The sequence below is a fragment of the Pyxidicoccus trucidator genome (assembly GCF_010894435.1).
Lineage (GTDB): Bacteria > Myxococcota > Myxococcia > Myxococcales > Myxococcaceae > Myxococcus > Myxococcus trucidator.
The window spans coordinates 148,299-166,684 of record NZ_JAAIXZ010000015.1; the positions used below are offsets into that span (position 1 = coordinate 148,299).

Sequence of the window (18,386 nt, forward strand, 5' to 3'; positions counted from 1 at the left end):
CCGCGCAGCGCCCCTCCCTACGGTCAGGAAGCTCGCGCCGCGTCACGGAACGGAACGGAACGGAACGGAACGGAACGGAGGGGTCAAGGCGCTGAGCGACCGCCGATCTCCGGGAAGCGCGCATAGGCCCGCAGGAGCGCGTCCAGGAGAGCGGGGTTGTCCAGGTCGAGCGGCGCATCCGTGAGCCGCACGACCCATCCGCCTGATGCCGTGCGCCGCGCCCGTGAGAGCAGCTCGGCGTCGCGAGCAGGATCCGGGAACCCGATGGCGCGTGCGGCAGCGGCCGACCAGTAGTTCAGCCACCCAAGGTAATGCGGAATCTCAGGCGCGCGGTTGTACCGTGGGCGCAGGAGCCAGGGCAATCCATGGGACGTCGCACGTGGCTCGTCTTCCGGGTCACGAAACTGTTGCGATACAACCTCATTATATCCCCACGGCGATGCATGCCCCCAGACCGCGCGAGCGCCCTCACCTATCGCATCCAGCACATCCGCTGCGACCGCGACGCCGACTGCGTCCAGTGGCAGCGTCGCCTGGACGTCAAAGCGCGGCGGACTCCCTACAGCAAGGCCGCTTGGGTTTTCCCACCCGGTAAGCGTCACGGGCCGGCTTTCGTCATCGTTGCAAAGGAATGGAAATCCACCGTCTGTTCTGTTTGCAGAAATCCACTCATCGCGGTGAGTCAACGCAATGAGGTCCCCCTTTTCAGAAAGCGTCCACGTCAGCCGCAATCCGGGAAACGCACGCTCCATTCCATGGACGATGGTGAGCGGTCGCTTATCGTCGCCCACGAGCGCAGGCGCGCATACGTTTAAATTAAGAGATTCCTGTGCAGCTGTCACCCTAACACCAATCCATGACAACGACTGTGAGGTCGGGGTCTAGCGCAAGAAGCGCAGTCTTGTGGGCGGGACTTCGGACCCCCACGACAAATTTATACCCGCAAGCCTCCGCAAGCATTTTCTCGCGTTTGCTCTCCGGTAGCTTGACTCTGGCAAAGAACCTCTGGGAATGAGGCGAGTGTATGTCGAAATCATCAGTCTTTACTTCCCACAACGTGCGCGTGGCCAACTGCAGCGCGTCAAATTGCTTGCCATTGACGAGCACATCCCAGCCGGGGAAACCGTTATTCGGAATTGTGTCGGCGCACTTGTTGTGACCGTCGTCTCCGCCTCGGTGCGGCACTGGGACGGGCTCGCACTTGCGGCGGCGCTCTCGGTCCAGTGGATCGGTCGGCACCGGCGGGAACCAATCCTGCCCTGATGGCTCTGGCTCGGGCTTTCGATTCGCTGAGGACTCCTTAGGGGCGGTCTTGGTTTGGGGCTCGGGCTCGACTTCCTCCCGACTACTCCCTCTCAGCTCATACGCATCCAGCGCTTCCTTGATGACGACGCCCACCACCACAACGCCAACGACAATCACCGCGCCCACAACGAGCTCCGGCGCCGCCAGGACACAGAGGCCGATTCCCAGGGCAGCCGTGCCGGTCGAAGCGACCGCGCACCTTCCAGTGAGATCATTGAACCGGACCCGGTCATGGTCGAGAGCATGAAAGCACCGCTCCGCCAACTCGGGCCATGGCTGGGAAGCCTCCTGCACGACGCAGCGCCCCCCATCCCTCCACGGGAGAGTTACCGCTCTCTGGAGGTTGGCAATCCTCGGGTTCCGGGACACGCGCTCTCTTGGGCTCGGCGCTGGCGTCGCGCAGGCCGAGAGAAAGAGTAGAAGTGCGGTGCAGGCTCGGAGTCGCATGGTCACGTCGTATCAATCAAGCGCGGGGGCTGTAGGTCAAGGCTTGCCTGCCCTCGGGTGAGCTTGCCCACGTAGCCGGGACAGGCCGCCTCGTCACCTATGGGCCGTCACTGCGCTTTGCGGGGCCTGAGGTGGAAGGGCGTGGCGGCGCAAGGACGGGGACGTAGCACGCTCCTTTGTAGACGACGCTGTCCTCGCTGTCGCAGCCCTTCACATTCACGGGCAGCTTCCTCCAACAACCGCCGTTGATGGGAACCTGCACATCTCCGGGACATCGGCCGTTGGCATTCGGGCGCCGCTGCCCTGGAAAGGGCTTGGGGGGCAGGTCCACCGCGAGGGTCGACCCCACGAAGGGGGCTCGGGCGGGCTCTACCGGGGCCGTCAGCGCGGAGTCTCCGACGGCCACCGTGCCGCCATCGCTCGCCTCTTCTTGCGCTGCCAATGGCAGCGTCGCGGCCGGCTCGATGGCCAGGACACCCAGCACCCACCCGCCCCCCAGTGCCAGTGCACCTCCCAGGCTGGCGGCCGCGAACCAGGGCCCCCTGGCTCCGCGACGTCGCCGGGCCGTGACGTGCTGGGGGGCAGGCATGAGGCCCGCCGGCTGAGGCTCTTCTCCCGTGAAGAGGGGCCTGTCCGCCTCCGGCCCCGCCTTCCGTGCGGCCTGCTCCAGCGCCTCGGCCACCTCACGCGCACTGCCGCGTGATTCAGGGCGCGGTGAGAGCATGCGGGACACCAGGGCGCTCAACTCCAGGCAGCAGCGGGCGTTCGTTGCCCTCGCCGACCAGGACTCCATTTCCCCCGGACGCCACATCCACGCGTCCTCGTCGTCGGGGTGCGTCGGCGGCGGGTACTTCCCGGTGAGCAGCCGAAAGGCGGTGACGCCCAGCGCGAAGACGTCATCCGCGGGCCGGGGCGCGTAGGGAACATCGGAACGTCTGCCGAAACGAAGCACGGTGCGCCAGGCCTCCGGCGAGCGGTAGGCGGGCGTTCCTGGCGGGAAGTCCTGCCACGTCAGCGTCGCGGCGCCCACGTAGTGCGAAGAGCCGAAGTCCATGAGGAAGGGCTGTCCGTCCGCGCGGCGCACCCGCACGTTGTCTCCCTTCACGTCCCTGTGGACGCCGCCCGCGGAATGGGTCGCCGCAAGGGCCCTCGCCAGCCAGGTGAGGACTTCAAGCACCTGCCGCGACGTGGGGCGCTGCACGCGCGCCCAGTCATAGAGCGCGGCGCCCTCCACCCACTCCATGGCGATCCACGCGTAGGGAGTGCCCGTGGAGGACAGCAATTGACCCTGCCCTCTCAGGCGCGGCACCGCCGGGTGTCGGAGGCGAGACAGCAGCTCGGCTTCGCGCCCGAAGCGCGCATCCCACGGGTGCAGGGCCAGCTTGAGGGCCACGACGTCCGCGCCGTCCCCTTCGTCGGCCACGGCGCGGTACACCACGCCGTAGGCGCCACGGCCTCGCGGCTCGCAGATGCGCCACGGTCCGATGCGCGTGCCCGGCGGCAGGCCCGCCGGATTCAGGTGACCAGGCTCCATGAACTGCCTCGCGAGCAGGGGCGCGGTCCGCTCCGCGCTCCGGGAGCCTACTCGCTGAGTCTGTGGGACTCCGCGAAAACGGGGCGGCGTCCCTCTCGTGAGCGCTCCTCCGCTCGGAGTTTCGGCGACTCCTACCCCGCGGAGACCGGCGCGCCAGCCCCGTGGGCGCGTCGCGGGTCTACCAGGACAGGTCGAGGTCCGGGGTCCCGGTGTTGGTGAACCGGCTCGTGCCCACCGGAATCTGGATGTTCTTGCTGCCGTTGGCGGGCACCGCGTAGGTGACGGCGTCCACGTTCGGGCACTTGACCTTCACCGAGCCGGCGGTGGCGGTGTTGTTGCTCACCTTGACCAGCGTGGTTCCGTCGATGTCCGTGCTCTGGCCGCTCGTCAGGGTCTCGTTCGACATGGCGTGCTCCTCGTGAGGTGACCTGCGGGAAAGGAGTGCAGGTTCGAAGAGCAAGACGCCGCGGCCCCGGTGGCTGTGAAGCACCGACGGCGGTTCCGCGCCTCGCCGGTGCCGCGGGCAGGCAACCCTCGCAACCGACGCCGGAAGAATCGAGCGGGCCGGCGGCGAGGGTGGTGGCCACCGTGTGGCGGGACGGTGACAATGGCGGGGGGCGCCTTTCAAGTGGCGGGGAGCACCCTTGGTGGTGAGCCGCGAGGGCTGACCCGGGAGCACGTCGGCATGTGGCTGGAGAAGAGCGCGGAGCTGTGGACGGCGCGGCTGAAGCCGTCAGGCCGGAGCCGGTACGCCGCGGCGTCCCCCATCGCGATGTGGCTCTGTGGCTGGGCCCTGGGAGAGATAATCGCCCTGGGAATGCTGGTCCTCGTCCTCTGGGAGCTGTTCTTGCCCGGGGCGCTGGCGGGCCGCCCTGGCACCGGAACTCCGAGCTCCGGCACGGGCGAGGCGGTGGTGCTGCTCTTCCTGGGCGTGTGGCTGGGGTTCTGGACGGTGGGCGGTATCTCCGCCTGGCGCGCGCTGCTGGCGCTGCTGGTCAGCGAGGAGCGCCTGACCTTCAACCCCTCCGGGGTGACGCGCTGGTGGCGGGTGGGCCCATGGCGCTCGGAGCGCCACCTGACGCGCGGTGCGCTGGTGGACGTGGACCCGGAGGGCCCCGAAGGCACGCTCGTCGCCAGCCTGGCCAGTGGAGAGACGGTGGAATTGCTCCGGTGCGGAACCGTGGAGCAGCGCCGCGAGCTGGCGGGCCTGCTGCGAGAGCTGTTCGCGCTGGCCCGGGACGAGCCCTCGCTGGCGGACCACACTCCGCCGGGCTGGGAGTGGGAGCGGCATCCGGAAGGCTCCTGGGTCCTCAGGCCCGCGCGCCACGTCCGCCAGCAGCAGGTTCGGACCTGGGGCTTCACCGCGCTGGGCCTCGCGACGTGCGCGGGAGGACTGGCATGGCGGCTGGTCCGGGATGGGGGCGCCTGGACGGGGGCGCTCTTTTCCTGGAGCCTCGCCGTGCTGGCGGCCCTGGCGGGACTGCGGGCATGGCGCAGCCTCCGTGGACGGGAGTCGTGGACGGTTCAGCGGGGCTCGCTCCTCCACGTCCTCCACGGGCTCTTCCGCACCCGGCACACGGTGTACGCGGCCCCGAAGCTGGTCCTCGAACGCACCGTCGACGGCGACGGGGACGTGTCCTTCGGCCTGTGGGTCCGCTCGCACGTGAAGAGCAAGCGGCTGGGGCCCCACGCAAGCACGCCTCGCGGGTTGCTCCACCTGGGGTACTGGCTCGCCCGCCGGATGCGCGGCAAGCTGACCCTGGAGCCGCCAGACCTTGGCCGCACCTGAGCAGGAACTCGCGCCTCGGCGCATTGACCTGTCTACGGGGCCTTGCAATGAAGAGCGCGGGCGACCCGTGGTGGGGCGTCCTGGTACGAAAGGTCGATACCCATGGCGCGGCTCGTATTCGTCACGTTCGATTTGACGATGGAGAACCAGGACTACAAGACCGCCTACCAGCTCCTGGGGAAGATGGGCCTCTATGTGAAGGAGCCAGAAGGCAAGATCGCCCTGCCGAACACGAGCGTCATGGGAAGAGTCCCTGACGGATGGTCGGCGGATTTCTTGAGGCAGCGCATCACAGACCAGTTTCGAGCCGCTGGCGTGAACCTGTCGCAGATCTTCTGCGCCGTGGTGTCTGATTATGCGGGGATGGGCAAGGCTGAGTAGTCACCGGGCATCGAAGCCGGCAAGCCAGGCTCCCGCATTGCAGCGCATCCGCATCCGCCTTCGTGCTGCCCTCGGCCGGGCGAGTCTACGCTCAGCACGTCGAGCGACGGGCGGTATCCCTCGGCTTGGGCCGCACCTCGTCACCTATGGGCCATCCGTGCGCTCTGCGGGAGCCGAGGTGGATGGGCGTGGCCGTGCCAGGACGGGCATGTAGCACACGCCTTTGTAGACGAATCCGTCCTCGACATCGCAGTCCTTCACCTCCACGGGCAGCTTCACCCAACAACCGCCGTTGATGGGAACCTGCGCCGTGCCAGGACATCGGCCGTTGGCATTCGGGCGCCGCTGCCCCGGGAAGGGCTTGGGGGGCAGGTCCACCGCGAGGGTCGACCACACGAGGGAGGCTCGGTCGGGCTCCACCGGGGCTGTCAGCGCCGAGTCTCCGACGGCCACGGCGCCGCCATCCCTCGCCTCTTCTTTCTCTGCCAGGGGCCTCGCCGCGGGCAGCTCGATGGCCCGTACACCCAGCACTCCCACGACACCCAGTGCCAGTGCGCCTCCCAGGCTGGCGGCCGCGAACCAGGGCCCCCTCGCCTCGCGACGGGGCCGGGCCATGACGTGCTGGGGGGCGGGCATGAGGCCCGCCGGCTGAGGCTCTTCTCCCGTGAAGAGGGGCCTGTCCGCCTCCGCCCCCGCATTCCGTGCCGCCTGCTCCAGCGCCTCGGCCACTTCACGCGCGCTGCCGCGTGCTTCAGGGCGCGGTGAGAGCATGCGGCTCACCAGCGCGCTCAACTCCAGACAGCAGCGGGCGTTGGTTTCCCTCGCCGACCAGGACTCCATCTCCTCCGGGCGCCACATCCACGCGTCCTCGTCGTCCGGGTGCGTCGGCGGCGGGTACTTCCCGGTGAGCAGCCGAAACGCGGTGACTCCCAGCGCGAAGACGTCATCCGCGGGCACCGGCGCATAGGGGATGACGGGAGGTTTGCGGAAGCGAAGCACGTAACGCCACGCCTCCGGCGAGCGGTAGGCCGGCGTGCCGGGAGGAAACGCATGCCACGTCAGCGTCGCTGCTCCCACGTAGTGCGACGAGCCGAAGTCCATGAGGAAGGGCTGTCCGTCCGCGCGGCACACCCGCACGTTGTCTCCCTTCACGTCTCGACGTAGGCAGCAAACTGCACCGCAGGGTGCACCGGGTTCAGAAACGGTGCGCATCACCTTCCCAGTGCACCCCCTGCGGGGCACGCCATTGACGGTGGTGCGTACCGTCCGCAGCCAGGATGGGAAGCAGTACGTCGATGCCGAGCATCCCAAGGGTGGGCTCATTCGGGTGCCTCTGGAGTGGACCGACCGCCGTACTCCCGTGGCGACGGCCATGGGTGCTGGGCAACAGGGGCGGCTGAATGCCCCTGCCTTACTGAAACTCGCGGAAGCCGTCGAGGAAGGGCTGAAGCGGTCTCTTGCCTTGGAGCCTGCGGCGCTACCCGAGCGGGACTCTAGCTTCAATCATGCCAGTAGCACCGCAACCCCGAGCCGACCTGCCCTGGTCCCACCTGCCCGAGGCAGCCAGGACGCAGTGGGTGGGCGCTTGGGCCAGCCTGCTGCACAAGGTGCTGCGCGACGAGGCCGGCGCCGGAGAGCCACGCCATGAGCGACAAGCTACAAGCCACTCACCTCCAACGACGGGCGGTCGTCTACCTACGGCAGTCCACGCTCAAGCAGGTCCACGAGCATCATGAGTCCACCGCCCGGCAGTATGCCCTGAAGCAGCGCGCGCAGGAGCTTGGCTGGCCCGCCGGGCGTATCGACGTCATTGATGAAGACCTGGGGCAGAGCGGCGCGGGGACCGCCTGGCGCTCGGGCTTCCAGCGGATGACAGAGGCGGTGGCCCACGGGCAGGTGGGTATTCTCCTCGCCCTGGAAGTGTCGCGGCTGGCGCGCTCCTCTGCGGACTGGCAGCGCCTACTGGAACTGTGCGCCCTGGCCGATGTCCTCATCGCGGACGAGCAGGCTATCTACACGCCGCGGGACTACAACGACCGGCTGCTGTTGGGGCTCAAGGGCACCATGAGCGAGGCGGAGCAGTACTGGATGCGGTTGCGGCTGCAGGGGGGCAAGTCATCCAAGGCTCGGCGCGGGGAACTCTTCCTCACGCCTCCCGCGGGGTACCAGTGGGACGACGCGACGCATCGGTTCTGCTTGGACCCGGACGAGCAGGTCCAGCGCGCGGTGCGGTTGGTCTTCGAGCGCTTCCGTCTGGACGGCAGTGCTTGGGCGGTGGTGCGCTACTTCGCGCGGAACGGGTTGAAGCTGCCCACGCACCAACTGCGAGGACGCCAGGTGCACTGGAGCCCTCCGCGCTATGACAGCGTGCTCGACATGCTCCACAACCCGCTCTACGCCGGCGCCTACGTCTATGGACGCAAGGAGGTGCGGATGGCGCTGGTGGAGGGGCAGTTGAAGCGACGGCACACCACCGTCCTGCCGCGCCAGGCGTGGAAGGTCTGCCTCTTCAACCACCACCCGGCCTATCTCAGCTGGGAGGAGTTCATGGCCAATCAGCAGAAGCTTGAGGGCAATCGGACTCACCACCTGCCGCACCAGCACGGCGCTGCGCGTGAAGGAGCGGCCCTGCTGCAGGGCCTGGTGCTGTGTGGCCGGTGCGGCCACTCCATGAGCGTGCGCTACCGGGGCGCCACTCACAGCCCCTACTACGAATGCCCGAATGACCCCGGCGCCATGGGAGGCAAGCGGCTGTGTTGGTTGGTGGCGGCCCGGCGCATCGATGACGCCGTCGCTCGACTCTTCCTCGAAGCGGTGCAGCCTCCGGAATTGGAACTCGGACTGGCCGTGGCGCGCGAAGTGGAGCGTCAGGCCGAGCAGCTGCATCAGCAGTGGAAGTTGCGGCTGGAGCGCTCGCGCTATGAGGCGCAGCTGGCCGAGCGCCGCTACAAGGCCGTGGACCCGGACAACCGAGTCGTCGCCCGCACCCTCGAGCATGAATGGAACGAGAAGCTGCGGGAGCTGGAGGAGTTGGAGAGCCAGTACCAGCAGGAGCGGCGGCGCCAGAAGCTGGAGCTTTCCGAGCAGGACCGCGCCCGCATCCTGGCGCTCTCCAAGAACTTGCCGCAGGTGTGGAGCGCACCGAGCACGACGAACGCGGAGCGCAAGAGGCTGCTACGCATCCTGGTGCAGAAAGTCGCGCTGAGCCCCGTGGAAGTCCCCAGCAGAAGGGTGCAGGTCCAGGTCGTCTGGGTGACCGGGACCGTCACGGACTTCACCCTGCCGCGGCGTCCGGACTTGCAGACGCGGAGCAATCCACCCGAGGCCGTCGAGCTCATCCTTCAGTGGTTCGAGCAGAAGAGCGACGCTCAAATCGCTGCCGAGCTCAATGGGCGGGGCCTGCGTACCGGGGCCAATCTGCCGTGGAACAAGAAGACGGTGCACCGGGTGTTGAACCAGAGAGGACTCCAGCGTGCGAGCCCGGCGCCTCAGTGTGTGCGGGCACCTTCTCGCCGAGCGGATGGGCTGTATTCCGTGCACGGTGTCGCCGAGCGTTTCGGCGTCTCCGAAGCCATGGTGCGTTACTGGATGGGGCGAGGATGGCTCGAACCGACAGAGGGAGGCGGACGTGGACACATCTGCTGGTTCAAGCTCGACCGCAAGGCGATCAGGAGATTGAACGCTGCCAGGGCCCGTCGCTCCGCCGGCTCCTCAAACCCCATGCAGCATGAGGTGCATTATGCGTAGTACGTCTCGGTGCACTCCGCCCGCCGCGTGCGTGGCCTCCAGGGCCCGCGCCAGCCACGCGAGGACGCCCAGCACCTGCCGCGACGTGGGGCGCTGCACGCGCGCCCAGTCATAGAGTGGGGTGCCCTCCACCAGCTCCATGGCGAGCCACGCGTAGGGCGTGCCCGTGAAGGACTCCCATTGCCCCTGCCCTCTCAGGCGCGGCACCGCCGGGTGCCTCAGGCGCGAGAGCAGCTCGGCTTCGCGCACGAAGCGTGCATCCCACGGGTACAGGGCCAGCTTGAGGGCCACCACGTCCGCACCCTCCCCTTCCTCCGCCACGGCGCGGTACACCACGCCGTAGGAGCCCCGGCCGAGATGCTCGACGAGGCGCCACGGGCCAATGCGCGTTCCCGACGGCAGGCCCGCCGGATTCAGGTGACCAGGCTCCATGAACTCCTCGCGAGCGGAGGCGCGGTCCTCTCCGCGCTCCAGGAGGCTACTCGCTGAGTAGTGGGTTGTCAGCCCAATCATCCGGGAGGGGTCGGCGAAGTTCACGGCCGGCTGGGACTCACCCACCTGGAGCCGATGGGCCTGCTTACGCTCGCCATTCAGCCGGTGGCGCACATGCCAGGGGTGGGCGCAGCGGAACCTGTCATCGAGGATGAGACAGTGAGTTCGTGAGATGACTGCGCGTTTTCCTGAGAGGTGGCGAGTCGCGCGGGTCGTTGATCCAGACGGCGTTGTGCAGCGCCTGCGGCTTGGATGCGCCGCGCGGGAAGCGCTCGGAGTGAGCCGCGTAGGCGGCGGCGAGCACGGCAGCTCGGGCCGCGATGCGCGCGGCGGCCACGATTTGGTGCACGTCGTGGGGCGTGAGCAGGCCGAGGCCCGCGTGGTGGTGCTGTTGGAGACATGGGGGTCTGGAGTGCGTCTTCGTCACGCCCAGCTCCGCCATCGGTGAAGGCGTAGGTATGCAGGGCTCAATCGAGCAACCACCGAGTCCTTCGAGGTGGGCGTGCGCGCCGCTACGAAGCACGCCGGGTCATCAACCCTAGAAGCTGTGCCGCCTCCCTGGTGGCAGGATGATGCGTTCCCAGCACGCGGCGCCGCGTCGCGAGGATACGAACCTGCACGGCCTGAGCATCGGAAGGCTCGCCCAGGGCGCAAAGCGTCTCGATCAATCGCTCTCGCGCCGCGAGTGTCCGTGGGTTTCCCGTTCCCAGGATGCGCGAGCGCGCCTCGAGTACGCGCTCCTGCAGGAGGAGCGCATCTCCGCGCTCACCCAGTCCCGCCAATATCAGCGCGAGGTTGTTCATGGCGGTCAACGTATCCGGGTGCTCTTGCCCGAGCACGCGTCTGCGCCCATCCAGGACCCGCTCCAACAGATTTCGTGCCTTCTCAGAGTGCCCCATGGCTCCCAGTGAGCCTGCCAGGTTGCTCAGGGCTGTCAGCGTATCTGGATGCTCCACCCCCAGCAGCCGCTGGCGTCTCTTGAGCACCTGTACTTGCAAGTCCCAGGCGGACTCTGGCTCTCGCATGGACCGAAGCGTTCCGGCCAGGTTGTTCATCGCAGTGAGCGTCGCGGAGTGGTCGGGACCCAGCAGGCGCCTTCGCGTCTGGAGCACGCGTTCCTGGAGCTCCTTCGCAAGCGCCAGCTCATTCTGATCCCCAAGCGTACCGGCCAGATTGTTCAGCGCCGTCAGGGTGTCGAGATGGTCAGGCCCCAGCATACGCTCACGGGCGCTGAGCACGCGCTCCTGCAGTGCCCTTGCCGCTGCCGGTTCGCCCATGGCCCGGAGCGTCAGTGCCAGGTTGCCCATCGCCGCCAACGTATCGGGATTCTCTGCCCCATTCGAGAGCCCAGGCCCCTGCAGGCGCCTGCGCACATTCAGGATATGCTCTTGCAAAGCCTTTGCTCTGCTCGGGTCGCCCATCTCCAGCAGTGCCATGGCCAGGTTGCCCACGGCGGTCAGCGTGGCATCGTCGGACTTCCATCGTCCTTGAGTGCTTGCACTGAAGTAGTCACAGAGGCGCTCGGCATGCGGGCGGCACGCCATGACGAGCTGCCAGTCCGTGGATGCCCGCTCCCGGTCTGGAGCGATGAGCCCGCTGATGGCCGCGCACAGTTGCTGGATTTCCTTCTCCGGCTCGGACGAGCGCCCTCGAAGGAAATCCGCCAGTACCCGATGCATGAACCCGAAGAAATCGAGTCCCTTTCCGTGCCCTACGACGGGGGAGACAAAGCTCCGTGCGATGAGCTCTCCACGAACGCCCCCGGAGAACGCGTCTGGCCCCAGGGCGCTCAGTAGCGCCGTGGGAATCGGCTCTGCATCCAGGTGCGCGACCAACCGTGCCGCGCGCTGCGCCTCGGGCGTCAGCTTCTCGTAGGAAACCCGGAAGGCCTCGACGATTCCACGCAAACTACCCTTCGGCACCACGTTGCGAAGTTGCTCCCACCCCTCTTCCAGCACTTCTGCGGGGCCCGCCTCCAGGTGCGCGAGCAGCTCGGCGGGAAGCAGCACCTTGTTCCACAACCCACTATTGAGCAGCGCCAGTGCCAAAGGCAGCCGCCCGACCCAATCCGCAATCCGCCCCCAGCCACCGTCCGCGGGGTTGGCCCCATCCACCCCATGCAGAAGCAGCGCGACCGCCGATTCCCGGCTCAAGACGTCCACCGGAAGCGACACCAACCCGCGTCCCTGTAGACGAAGCCTGGAGGTGAAGAGCGCCGACACCACGCCCAGCGCCGGACACCATGTCTCCAGAGCGGGAGGGGGCGTGCCCGGCACAGGCTCCGGCACGTTGTCCACCACATACAAGACACGCCCACGTCTCGTGGCCTCTTCCAGCGCACGGGCCAACTCGTCCACCACCCTGCGTTTGTCCTTCCTGCAAGTGGCCAGGTCCGGAACCTGCGGTGAGAGGACTTGGAGGATGCCGTGATGCTGCTCCTCCAATGCGTCCATGCCGACGTCCGCATCCACCCAGAAGATGCCACCCGGGTAGTACCGGGGTCCAAAGCGATGCACGTACTCCCAGGCCAGTGTCGTCTTCCCCGCCCCACCCACGCCCGCGAGTGCGCCTGTGAGCGCTGTTCCGGTTCGCCCGTCGGGAGTCCCCGCCGAGAGCGCGAAATGGATACGCCACAGGTCCTCGGCCCGGCCCTTGAAAGCGTCTCGCAGTGATTGGGCTCTGCGGTTGGACGGTGGGTAGAGGGGCCGAAAACCCGCCAGTCCATTGGGTGATGGCAGCAGAGGCCGGGTGGTCAGCTCTGCTTGAACAGCCTCCGGCGCCAGCCCCGTGCTCCTGAGTCGGTCGGCAAGGGAGCGCTGGACCCTGGACAGCCGGGCACGGACCTCCGCGCCAAGCCGGCCGGGCTCATCCGCCGTCACGACCTCGCCGAGGGGGAATGGCAGCAACTGCATTTCCGCTGGCACCGTTTCAGGTGAGGTCACTGCCACGACGACCGAATCCAGGACTTCCCGCTGCTGTGTCTCGCGCCCTTCCCGTGCATCCTGATGGGGCTTGAGCAGGGTCTCCAGCTCCCACAAGCAATACCAGCGACGGAAGTACTCCGCGTCAGCGAAGACGACCACCACTCGCGCGGCGAGCAGCGCCATCGCCGTGGCCTCTGGAAGGTGCTCCTCCTCCATGGCCGAGGTGTCCAGGAAGGAGGTGTCCGCCCCCAGCTCGCAGTGAAGCGCCTCCGCGCGCCCGGAGCTCGTGCCTCGCGCATACGAGATGAAGACCGCGCGGCCCGTGAAAGCGGCCTGCGGTCCGCGCGGTAGCGGCGGGACGGGGCTCACCTCCCCCGCCTGCAGGCTCGGAACGACTCGCGCTTGCGGTCCCGAGCCTAGCGAGGGGACGAACGGCACCTCGCGGAGAGCTGCCCCAGGAAGGGCCCCAGAGCCGTGTAGTCCGCCCCGTAGCCCACCACCCGCAGCTTGCCCGTGGGGGGATAGCGCGACTCAAGCCCCTCCACCTCGCCATTCCTGACCAGCAGATAGTGCGGCTGGGTCGAGCTCTTGAACAGCTCGAGAACGCTCTTGAGCAACGCGCCCAGGTTGGGATCTTCCAACCCCTCGCCACATCCCACGAAGACGAGAGTACGCGAGGCCGCAGCTGCGCTCTGCAATGCCTGTGCTCCCCGCTCGTGGACGATCTTGAAGTAGTCCGTGAGGCCAAGGATGACGGACTCCGGGTCATCCCAGTGCCCATGAAGGTGGAGTATGGCGGGCCTCCGCCCCCTCAGGAACTCCTCCACCCCTGGCCCATTCCTCCAGGTGATCGGGGGCAGCCCCGTCGCCTCTTCCAACAGGTCATCGTAGTTGGTGGTGGCCAGCGGGACACCGAAGGCAACCAGGTGGTCCACCACGTCCCGCTTCACCAACTTCAGCTCGCCAACGGAGCGTCGCAGCCATTTGGTGTACTGGCCACTGCGCTCGGATGCGCCCAGCTTCAGTCGGACCGCCTCGGCGGCGAAGAGCACATGGTCGACCTCGCCAGAGTTCAACTGGGCCCGCGTCAGCGCCACCCAGTCCTCCTTCGCCAGTCGCTGGTCGACGCAGTACGCAATCCCGTCGTCTATCAAACCCTTCCAGGATGCAACAGCGGCCTTCCCTTCCGTCGCCCCGACGGAAACTCCGGAACCGACGACCAGGAGCGTGTTGTGGGTGTCCCGAAGGGCCTCGACCAGCTCGTCTTCCAGCGTTCTGCGCACGGTTCCCCCGAACCCCAGTGTGCCAGCAGCGGTGGATAAGCAACGGCGAACGCCAGTCTATACCGAGTACCGCCAGGGCGGTAATGCGGGACATGGCGCGGGTCCTGGCAAACCCAGACACCCGGTGGATGTCTGTAGATGGGCTACGGGCTCGCCCGTCGGATGGGCTGCAAGCTGACCCTGGAGCCGCCAGCGCCTGGCCGCACCGGGTAGTGGCCCCGGGCTACAGGCCCATGAGCGGCTGTCCCTCGTCCAGGATGTTCGCAGGGAGGCTCCCGGGCCTCGCATCCGAGGCCGCGGCGCCCGCCCACATCTCCGCCACGGTCTCCACGAGCCGGTCGATGTCGATGGGCTTGGCCAGGTGCCGCTGGAACCCGGCGTCGAGCGCCTCCCGGCGCTCTCTGTCGCTGACCAGCGCCGTGAGGGCTATCGCAATGACGGCGCCGCCCCGTTCCGGGCTGAGGGCCCTCACCTTGCGGATGAAGGAGTAGCCGTCCTCGCCGGGCATCGCGATGTCGCTCAGGAGGACCTCGGGCCGGAAGTCCTCGATGAGCGCCAGCGCCGCCGCCGCGGAGTCCGCCGCCAGGACGTTCGCGCCGGCCTGTCGCAGCAGCTCGGTCGTGGCCTCGCGTGCGCCCGGGTCGTCCTCCACCACGAGGATGCGCAGGCCCCCGAGCCGCAAGGCGGCTCCCGCGTTCCGGGACGGGGGTTCGACCCGCGCGTGCTCCGGACCGGCGGTGGGCGCCACGCCGGCCGCGTCCTGACGGCCGGGCAGGAGCGGCAGGAGGACCGTGAAGGCCGAGCCCTGGCCCTTGCCCGCGCTCTCCGCCTGCACCGTCCCTCCGTGGAGCTCCACCAGGTGGCGAACGATGGCCAGCCCCAGGCCCAGTCCCCCGAAGACCCGGGTGGTCGAGCTGTCCTCCTGCATGAACCTGTCGAAGATGCGCTGCAGGGCCTCGGGCTCGATTCCGGCCCCGCTGTCGCTCACCCGGAGCCTGGCCTGTCCGCCCACGGGCTCGAGCACGACCTTCACCCGTTGGCCGTCGGCGGAGAACTTGATGGCATTGCTGAGCAGGTTCCACACCACCTGCTGCAGGCGCGTGGGGTCTCCCGAGATGAGCCCGAGCGAATCATCCAGGGAGACGTCGAGCTGGACGGACTTCTTCCGGGCCTGCTCGCTCACGCTCTCGAGCGCGGCCTCGACCACCTCGGACAGGTGGAGCGGCTGGAACCGCACCCGGAGCTTGCCGGTGACGATGCTCGAGACGTCGAGCAGGTCATCGATGAGCTGCACCTGGACCTTCGTGCCCCGCTCGATGGCCTCGCTCGCGCGCCGGAGCCGGGCGTTGTCCATGTCGCCGCGGCGCAGGAGCTGCGCCTGCATCAGCATGGTGGAGAGCGGGGTGCGGAGCTCATGGGACAGGGTGGCCAGGAACTGGTCCTTCGCGCGGTTCGCCTTCTCGGCGTCCTCCTGCGCCCGCTGCGCCTGGGCGAGCAGCTCCGCGCGCTCGGTGATGTCCTCGATGGCGACCAGGAGCATGGGGACGCCGGTGCGTGAGTGGACGGAGCGCGCGGAGAGCGACATCTTCCGGCTCCCCAGGTGCGGAAACGCGTGCTCGACCTCCAGGCCCCGCACCAGCGTGTTCTTGGCGAGCATCTCCCCCAGCGAGCTCCGCAGCGCCGGCACGTTCCACGCGCGACCACTCAGCTCGAAGAAGCTCTGCTGCTCGACCTCTGACGCCGAGGCCCCGAAGGCCTGGTAGAAGGCCCTGTTCGCCGACAGCACGCGCAGCTCCTTGTCGAGGACCAGCAGCGGCACCTGCACGGCCTCCACGATGCTCGCGGCGTAGTCCCGCGCCCACTCCACCTGGCGGACGTGGTGCTTGAGCGCGTCGATGTCGATGAGCGACACCATGGCGCCTTCAATCTGGTCCTCGGTCGTCTTGTAGGGGCGGATCTGCATCCGGTGCCAGCGGCCCGCACGGTCCTGGACCTCGGATTCCCGCATCACGGCCGTCTCGATGACCTCGGCAATCTGCGAGTCCAGGTCCACCACGCTGATGTTCAGCGTGATGTCGCTGATGGGACGCCCCACATCCGACGGGAGGATGTTCATGATGCTGCGCGTCTTCGGCGTGAAGCGCCGGATGCGCCGCTCGAGGTCCAGGATGAGCACCGGGATGTCGACGACGTTGACGAGGTTGACGAGGTCTCCGTTGACCAGGTGCAGCTCATGGTTGCGGCTGTGGAGCTCGTCGTTGACCGTGGTCAGCTCCTCGTTGGTGGACTGGAGCTCCTCCTTGGCCGTCTCCAGCTCCTCGTTGAGGCTCTGGAGCTCTTCATTGCCCGAGACGAGCTCCTCGTTGGCGGAGGCGAGCGCGTCATTCGTGCGACCATGCTCCTCGAGCAGCGACTGGAGGTAGTCCTTCGTGGCGGCCAGCTCGAGCTTCAGCGCGGGGGAGTGCTCGCCCCCCTTCTGCTTCGCCGCGGGGGCGCTCTCACGGCGGACGGGCTTGCGCCCCTGCTTCCCGGGCAGGTCCACCTCGTCGAACAGCACCACATAGAGGAGTTCGGGGTCCCCGGGCACCCCGGTGACGGGGATGACGGTGATGTCACACAGCAGCGTGGAGCCATCCTGGCCGACCCGCACTCCCTCCATCCGGGAGGGGGCGAGCGCCTTCCTCGCCTGGGCGAGCGCCACGCGCAGCGGGGAGAGCAGCCCTTCACGCGCCATCTTGAAGAGATTGAACTGGGGCTCTCCCGGCGCGGGCTCGAGATAGGGACCGGTGTGTCCGCGAAACTGGATGATGTCCAGCTTGTCGTTGACGACGACTCCCGGCGGCGCGTACCGGCTCAAGAGGAGGCGGTCAATCCGCCGCGTCGAATCTTGGGGGGACCTGACGGGCTCCTGGGCGGCGCGGCCGTGCACCCGCTTCTCGTCCGGCGGGAACTCGGGGCCTCGCAAGAACCGGAGCTTGCTGGGCCCCTCCGTGCGCGCCAGGATTTTGTGGGTCTTGCTCACGGACGAGAAGAGCTGGGTGGCCCCTGAGATGCTCTCCGTGCGCCCGAGCAGGAGGAAGCCCGGGATGTTCAGGCAGTAGTGGAAGGTGGCCAGCACCCGCTTCTGCAGCGCGGGGGTGAAGTAGATGAGGACGTTGCGGCAGGTCACCAGGTCCAGCCGGGAGAAGGGCGGGTCCCTGGCGAGGTCATGCCGGACGAAGACGCACAGCTCGCGCACGGCCTTGGCGATGCGATAGCCACCCTCGACCTGAGTGAAATAGCGCGACCTCCGCTCCTTGCTCAGGTCGCTCAGGGCGCTTTCCGGGTAGAGCCCGGCGCGGGCCTTGTCGACGGCCTGCGCGCTGAGGTCCGAGCCGAAGATCTGGATGGGATGCTGGCGCTGGCGCTCTCCCAGGAACTCCAGGAGGCAGATGGCCAGCGAGTACACCTCTTCGCCGGTGGAGCACCCCGCCACCCAGAACCGCAAGGGTGCTCCCGCGGGCTTGTGCTCGAGGAGCGTGGGGAACACGTGCTTCTTCAGTGCCTCGAACGCCTCTGGCTCCCGGAAGAAGGAGGTGACGTGGATGAGGATGTCCTCGTAGAGGGCCCGAGCCTCGTCGGGGCTTTCCTCGAGGAGCTTCACGTAGTCGGGCAGGCCGTCCACGCGGCGCAGCGCCATCCGCCGGGCGAGCCGCCGCTCGAAGGTGGCCGACTTGTATTCCCGGAAGTCGATGCCGACGGCGTTGCGCACCAGGGCGAAAAGCCGCTCGAGCGTCGCGGCACCCTGGGCGTCCCGGGGCCGGTCCGCCGTGTCCTCGGTGGTATAGGCGTGGCGGCTCAGCCGCACGAGCTCCTGGGCGAGCTGCGGCAGCGGCAGGCACGAGTCCACGACCCCGGCATGGACCGCGCTCTGAGGCATCCCTCCGAACTTCGCCGACCGCGGGTCCTGAGCCAGCGTGATGCCGCTCCCCTCCTTGATGGCCCTGAGCCCTTCGGTGCCATCCGAGGCGGTCCCCGAGAGGATGACGCCAATGGCGCGGCTTCCACGCGCGGCGGCGAGCGAGCGCAGGAAGATGTCGACGGGCAGGTGCGGCTTGCGCGGCTCGGCCGTTCGCGCCCGCAGGCTGAGCATGTCATCCGTGAGCTCCATGTCCGCGCCCGACGGGATGACGTAGACGTGGTCGGGCTCCACGCGCATCCCATGCTCGACCTGGAGGATGGGCATCTGCGTCGCGGACGAGAGGGCTTCGCTCAGGAAGCTGGGGTGCGTGGGGGACAGGTGCTGGATGAGGACGAAGGCCATGCCCGTGTCGGGCGGAAGCTGCTCGAGGAGCTGGGTGAACGCTTCGAGCCCACCCGCGGACGCACCGATTCCCACCACCGGGAAGGAAGTCCTGGGCGGCCGGGGAGCGAGACGCCTGGGCGCTGCCTTCGCGGGAGGGGGGGGACGCCTGGGCGCTGCCTTCGCGGGGGCGCTGCGCCGT

The 18,386-nt window shown here is 68.1% G+C and carries 12 protein-coding genes; 3 read left to right on the plus strand and 9 right to left on the minus strand.

Annotated features, from left to right (window positions below):
* Positions 1 to 83: 83 nt before the first annotated feature.
* The 4 genes from G4D85_RS34455 to G4D85_RS34470 form a co-directional block, all read right to left on the minus strand.
* Positions 84 to 791: a DUF5953 family protein gene (locus G4D85_RS34455; protein ID WP_275900337.1), complete on the minus strand. Its 708-nt coding sequence runs from the start codon at positions 789 to 791 to the stop codon at positions 84 to 86.
* 52 nt (positions 792 to 843) lie between these two features.
* Positions 844 to 1,752: a DUF6310 domain-containing protein gene (locus G4D85_RS34460; protein ID WP_164018331.1), complete on the minus strand. Its 909-nt coding sequence runs from the start codon at positions 1,750 to 1,752 to the stop codon at positions 844 to 846.
* 97 nt (positions 1,753 to 1,849) lie between these two features.
* Complete coding sequence (locus tag G4D85_RS34465) at positions 1,850 to 3,286, minus strand: serine/threonine-protein kinase (protein WP_164018332.1); 1,437 nt, start codon at positions 3,284 to 3,286, stop codon at positions 1,850 to 1,852.
* Between the two features lie 178 nt (positions 3,287 to 3,464).
* On the minus strand, positions 3,465 to 3,692 hold the full coding sequence (locus G4D85_RS34470; protein ID WP_164018333.1) for a hypothetical protein: 228 nt from the start codon (positions 3,690 to 3,692) through the stop codon (positions 3,465 to 3,467).
* 279 nt (positions 3,693 to 3,971) lie between these two features.
* Here G4D85_RS34470 and G4D85_RS34475 point away from each other — a divergent pair, with 279 nt between their 5' ends.
* Together G4D85_RS34475 and G4D85_RS34480 are read left to right on the plus strand one after the other, a co-directional pair.
* The gene (locus G4D85_RS34475) at positions 3,972 to 5,075 is read left to right on the plus strand and encodes a hypothetical protein (protein WP_164018334.1); all 1,104 of its coding nucleotides are present in this window, start codon (positions 3,972 to 3,974) and stop codon (positions 5,073 to 5,075) included.
* Positions 5,076 to 5,177: 102 nt separating this feature from the next.
* The gene (locus G4D85_RS34480; protein ID WP_164018335.1) at positions 5,178 to 5,456 is read left to right on the plus strand and encodes a hypothetical protein; all 279 of its coding nucleotides are present in this window, start codon (positions 5,178 to 5,180) and stop codon (positions 5,454 to 5,456) included.
* Between the two features lie 144 nt (positions 5,457 to 5,600).
* Here G4D85_RS34480 and G4D85_RS34485 read toward each other — a convergent pair whose 3' ends face one another.
* Positions 5,601 to 6,830: a serine/threonine protein kinase gene (locus G4D85_RS34485; RefSeq protein WP_338052925.1), complete on the minus strand. Its 1,230-nt coding sequence runs from the start codon at positions 6,828 to 6,830 to the stop codon at positions 5,601 to 5,603.
* Positions 6,831 to 7,100: 270 nt separating this feature from the next.
* Between G4D85_RS34485 and G4D85_RS34495 the strand changes: the two genes are divergently transcribed.
* On the plus strand, positions 7,101 to 9,203 hold the full coding sequence (locus G4D85_RS34495; RefSeq protein WP_164018338.1) for a recombinase family protein: 2,103 nt from the start codon (positions 7,101 to 7,103) through the stop codon (positions 9,201 to 9,203).
* On the opposite strand, the gene G4D85_RS34500 is transcribed toward G4D85_RS34495, so the two are convergent.
* The 4 genes from G4D85_RS34500 to G4D85_RS34515 form a co-directional block, all read right to left on the minus strand.
* Positions 9,168 to 9,635: a protein kinase domain-containing protein gene (locus G4D85_RS34500; protein ID WP_164018339.1), complete on the minus strand. Its 468-nt coding sequence runs from the start codon at positions 9,633 to 9,635 to the stop codon at positions 9,168 to 9,170. The genes G4D85_RS34495 and G4D85_RS34500 overlap by 36 nt on opposite strands.
* Before the next feature lie 572 nt (positions 9,636 to 10,207).
* The gene (locus tag G4D85_RS34505) at positions 10,208 to 12,835 is read right to left on the minus strand and encodes a tetratricopeptide repeat protein (RefSeq protein ID WP_164018340.1); all 2,628 of its coding nucleotides are present in this window, start codon (positions 12,833 to 12,835) and stop codon (positions 10,208 to 10,210) included.
* A gap of 200 nt (positions 12,836 to 13,035) precedes the next feature.
* Entirely contained in the window at positions 13,036 to 13,902 is an 867-nt protein-coding gene (locus tag G4D85_RS34510) for an SIR2 family NAD-dependent protein deacylase (RefSeq protein WP_164018341.1), read from the minus strand.
* Between the two features lie 223 nt (positions 13,903 to 14,125).
* A complete protein-coding gene (locus tag G4D85_RS34515) occupies positions 14,126 to 18,283 on the minus strand; it encodes a chemotaxis protein CheB (RefSeq protein ID WP_240359659.1) in 4,158 nt (1,385 codons plus the stop codon).
* Positions 18,284 to 18,386 lie beyond the last annotated feature (103 nt).

Excerpts from the sequence above, each read along its gene's own strand:
- G4D85_RS34485 (WP_338052925.1), bottom strand. The coding sequence starts at position 6,830 with ATGGCCGTCGCCACGGGAGTACGGCGGTCGGTCCACTCCAGAGGCACC.
- G4D85_RS34475 (WP_164018334.1), top strand. The coding sequence starts at position 3,972 with ATGTGGCTGGAGAAGAGCGCGGAGCTGTGGACGGCGCGGCTGAAGCCG.
- G4D85_RS34465 (WP_164018332.1), bottom strand. The coding sequence starts at position 3,286 with ATGGAGCCTGGTCACCTGAATCCGGCGGGCCTGCCGCCGGGCACGCGC.
- G4D85_RS34505 (WP_164018340.1), bottom strand. The coding sequence starts at position 12,835 with ATGGAGGAGGAGCACCTTCCAGAGGCCACGGCGATGGCGCTGCTCGCC.
- G4D85_RS34470 (WP_164018333.1), bottom strand. The coding sequence starts at position 3,692 with ATGTCGAACGAGACCCTGACGAGCGGCCAGAGCACGGACATCGACGGA.
- G4D85_RS34480 (WP_164018335.1), top strand. The coding sequence starts at position 5,178 with ATGGCGCGGCTCGTATTCGTCACGTTCGATTTGACGATGGAGAACCAG.
- G4D85_RS34500 (WP_164018339.1), bottom strand. The coding sequence starts at position 9,635 with ATGGAGCCTGGTCACCTGAATCCGGCGGGCCTGCCGTCGGGAACGCGC.
- G4D85_RS34495 (WP_164018338.1), top strand. The coding sequence starts at position 7,101 with ATGAGCGACAAGCTACAAGCCACTCACCTCCAACGACGGGCGGTCGTC.
- G4D85_RS34460 (WP_164018331.1), bottom strand. The coding sequence starts at position 1,752 with ATGCGACTCCGAGCCTGCACCGCACTTCTACTCTTTCTCTCGGCCTGC.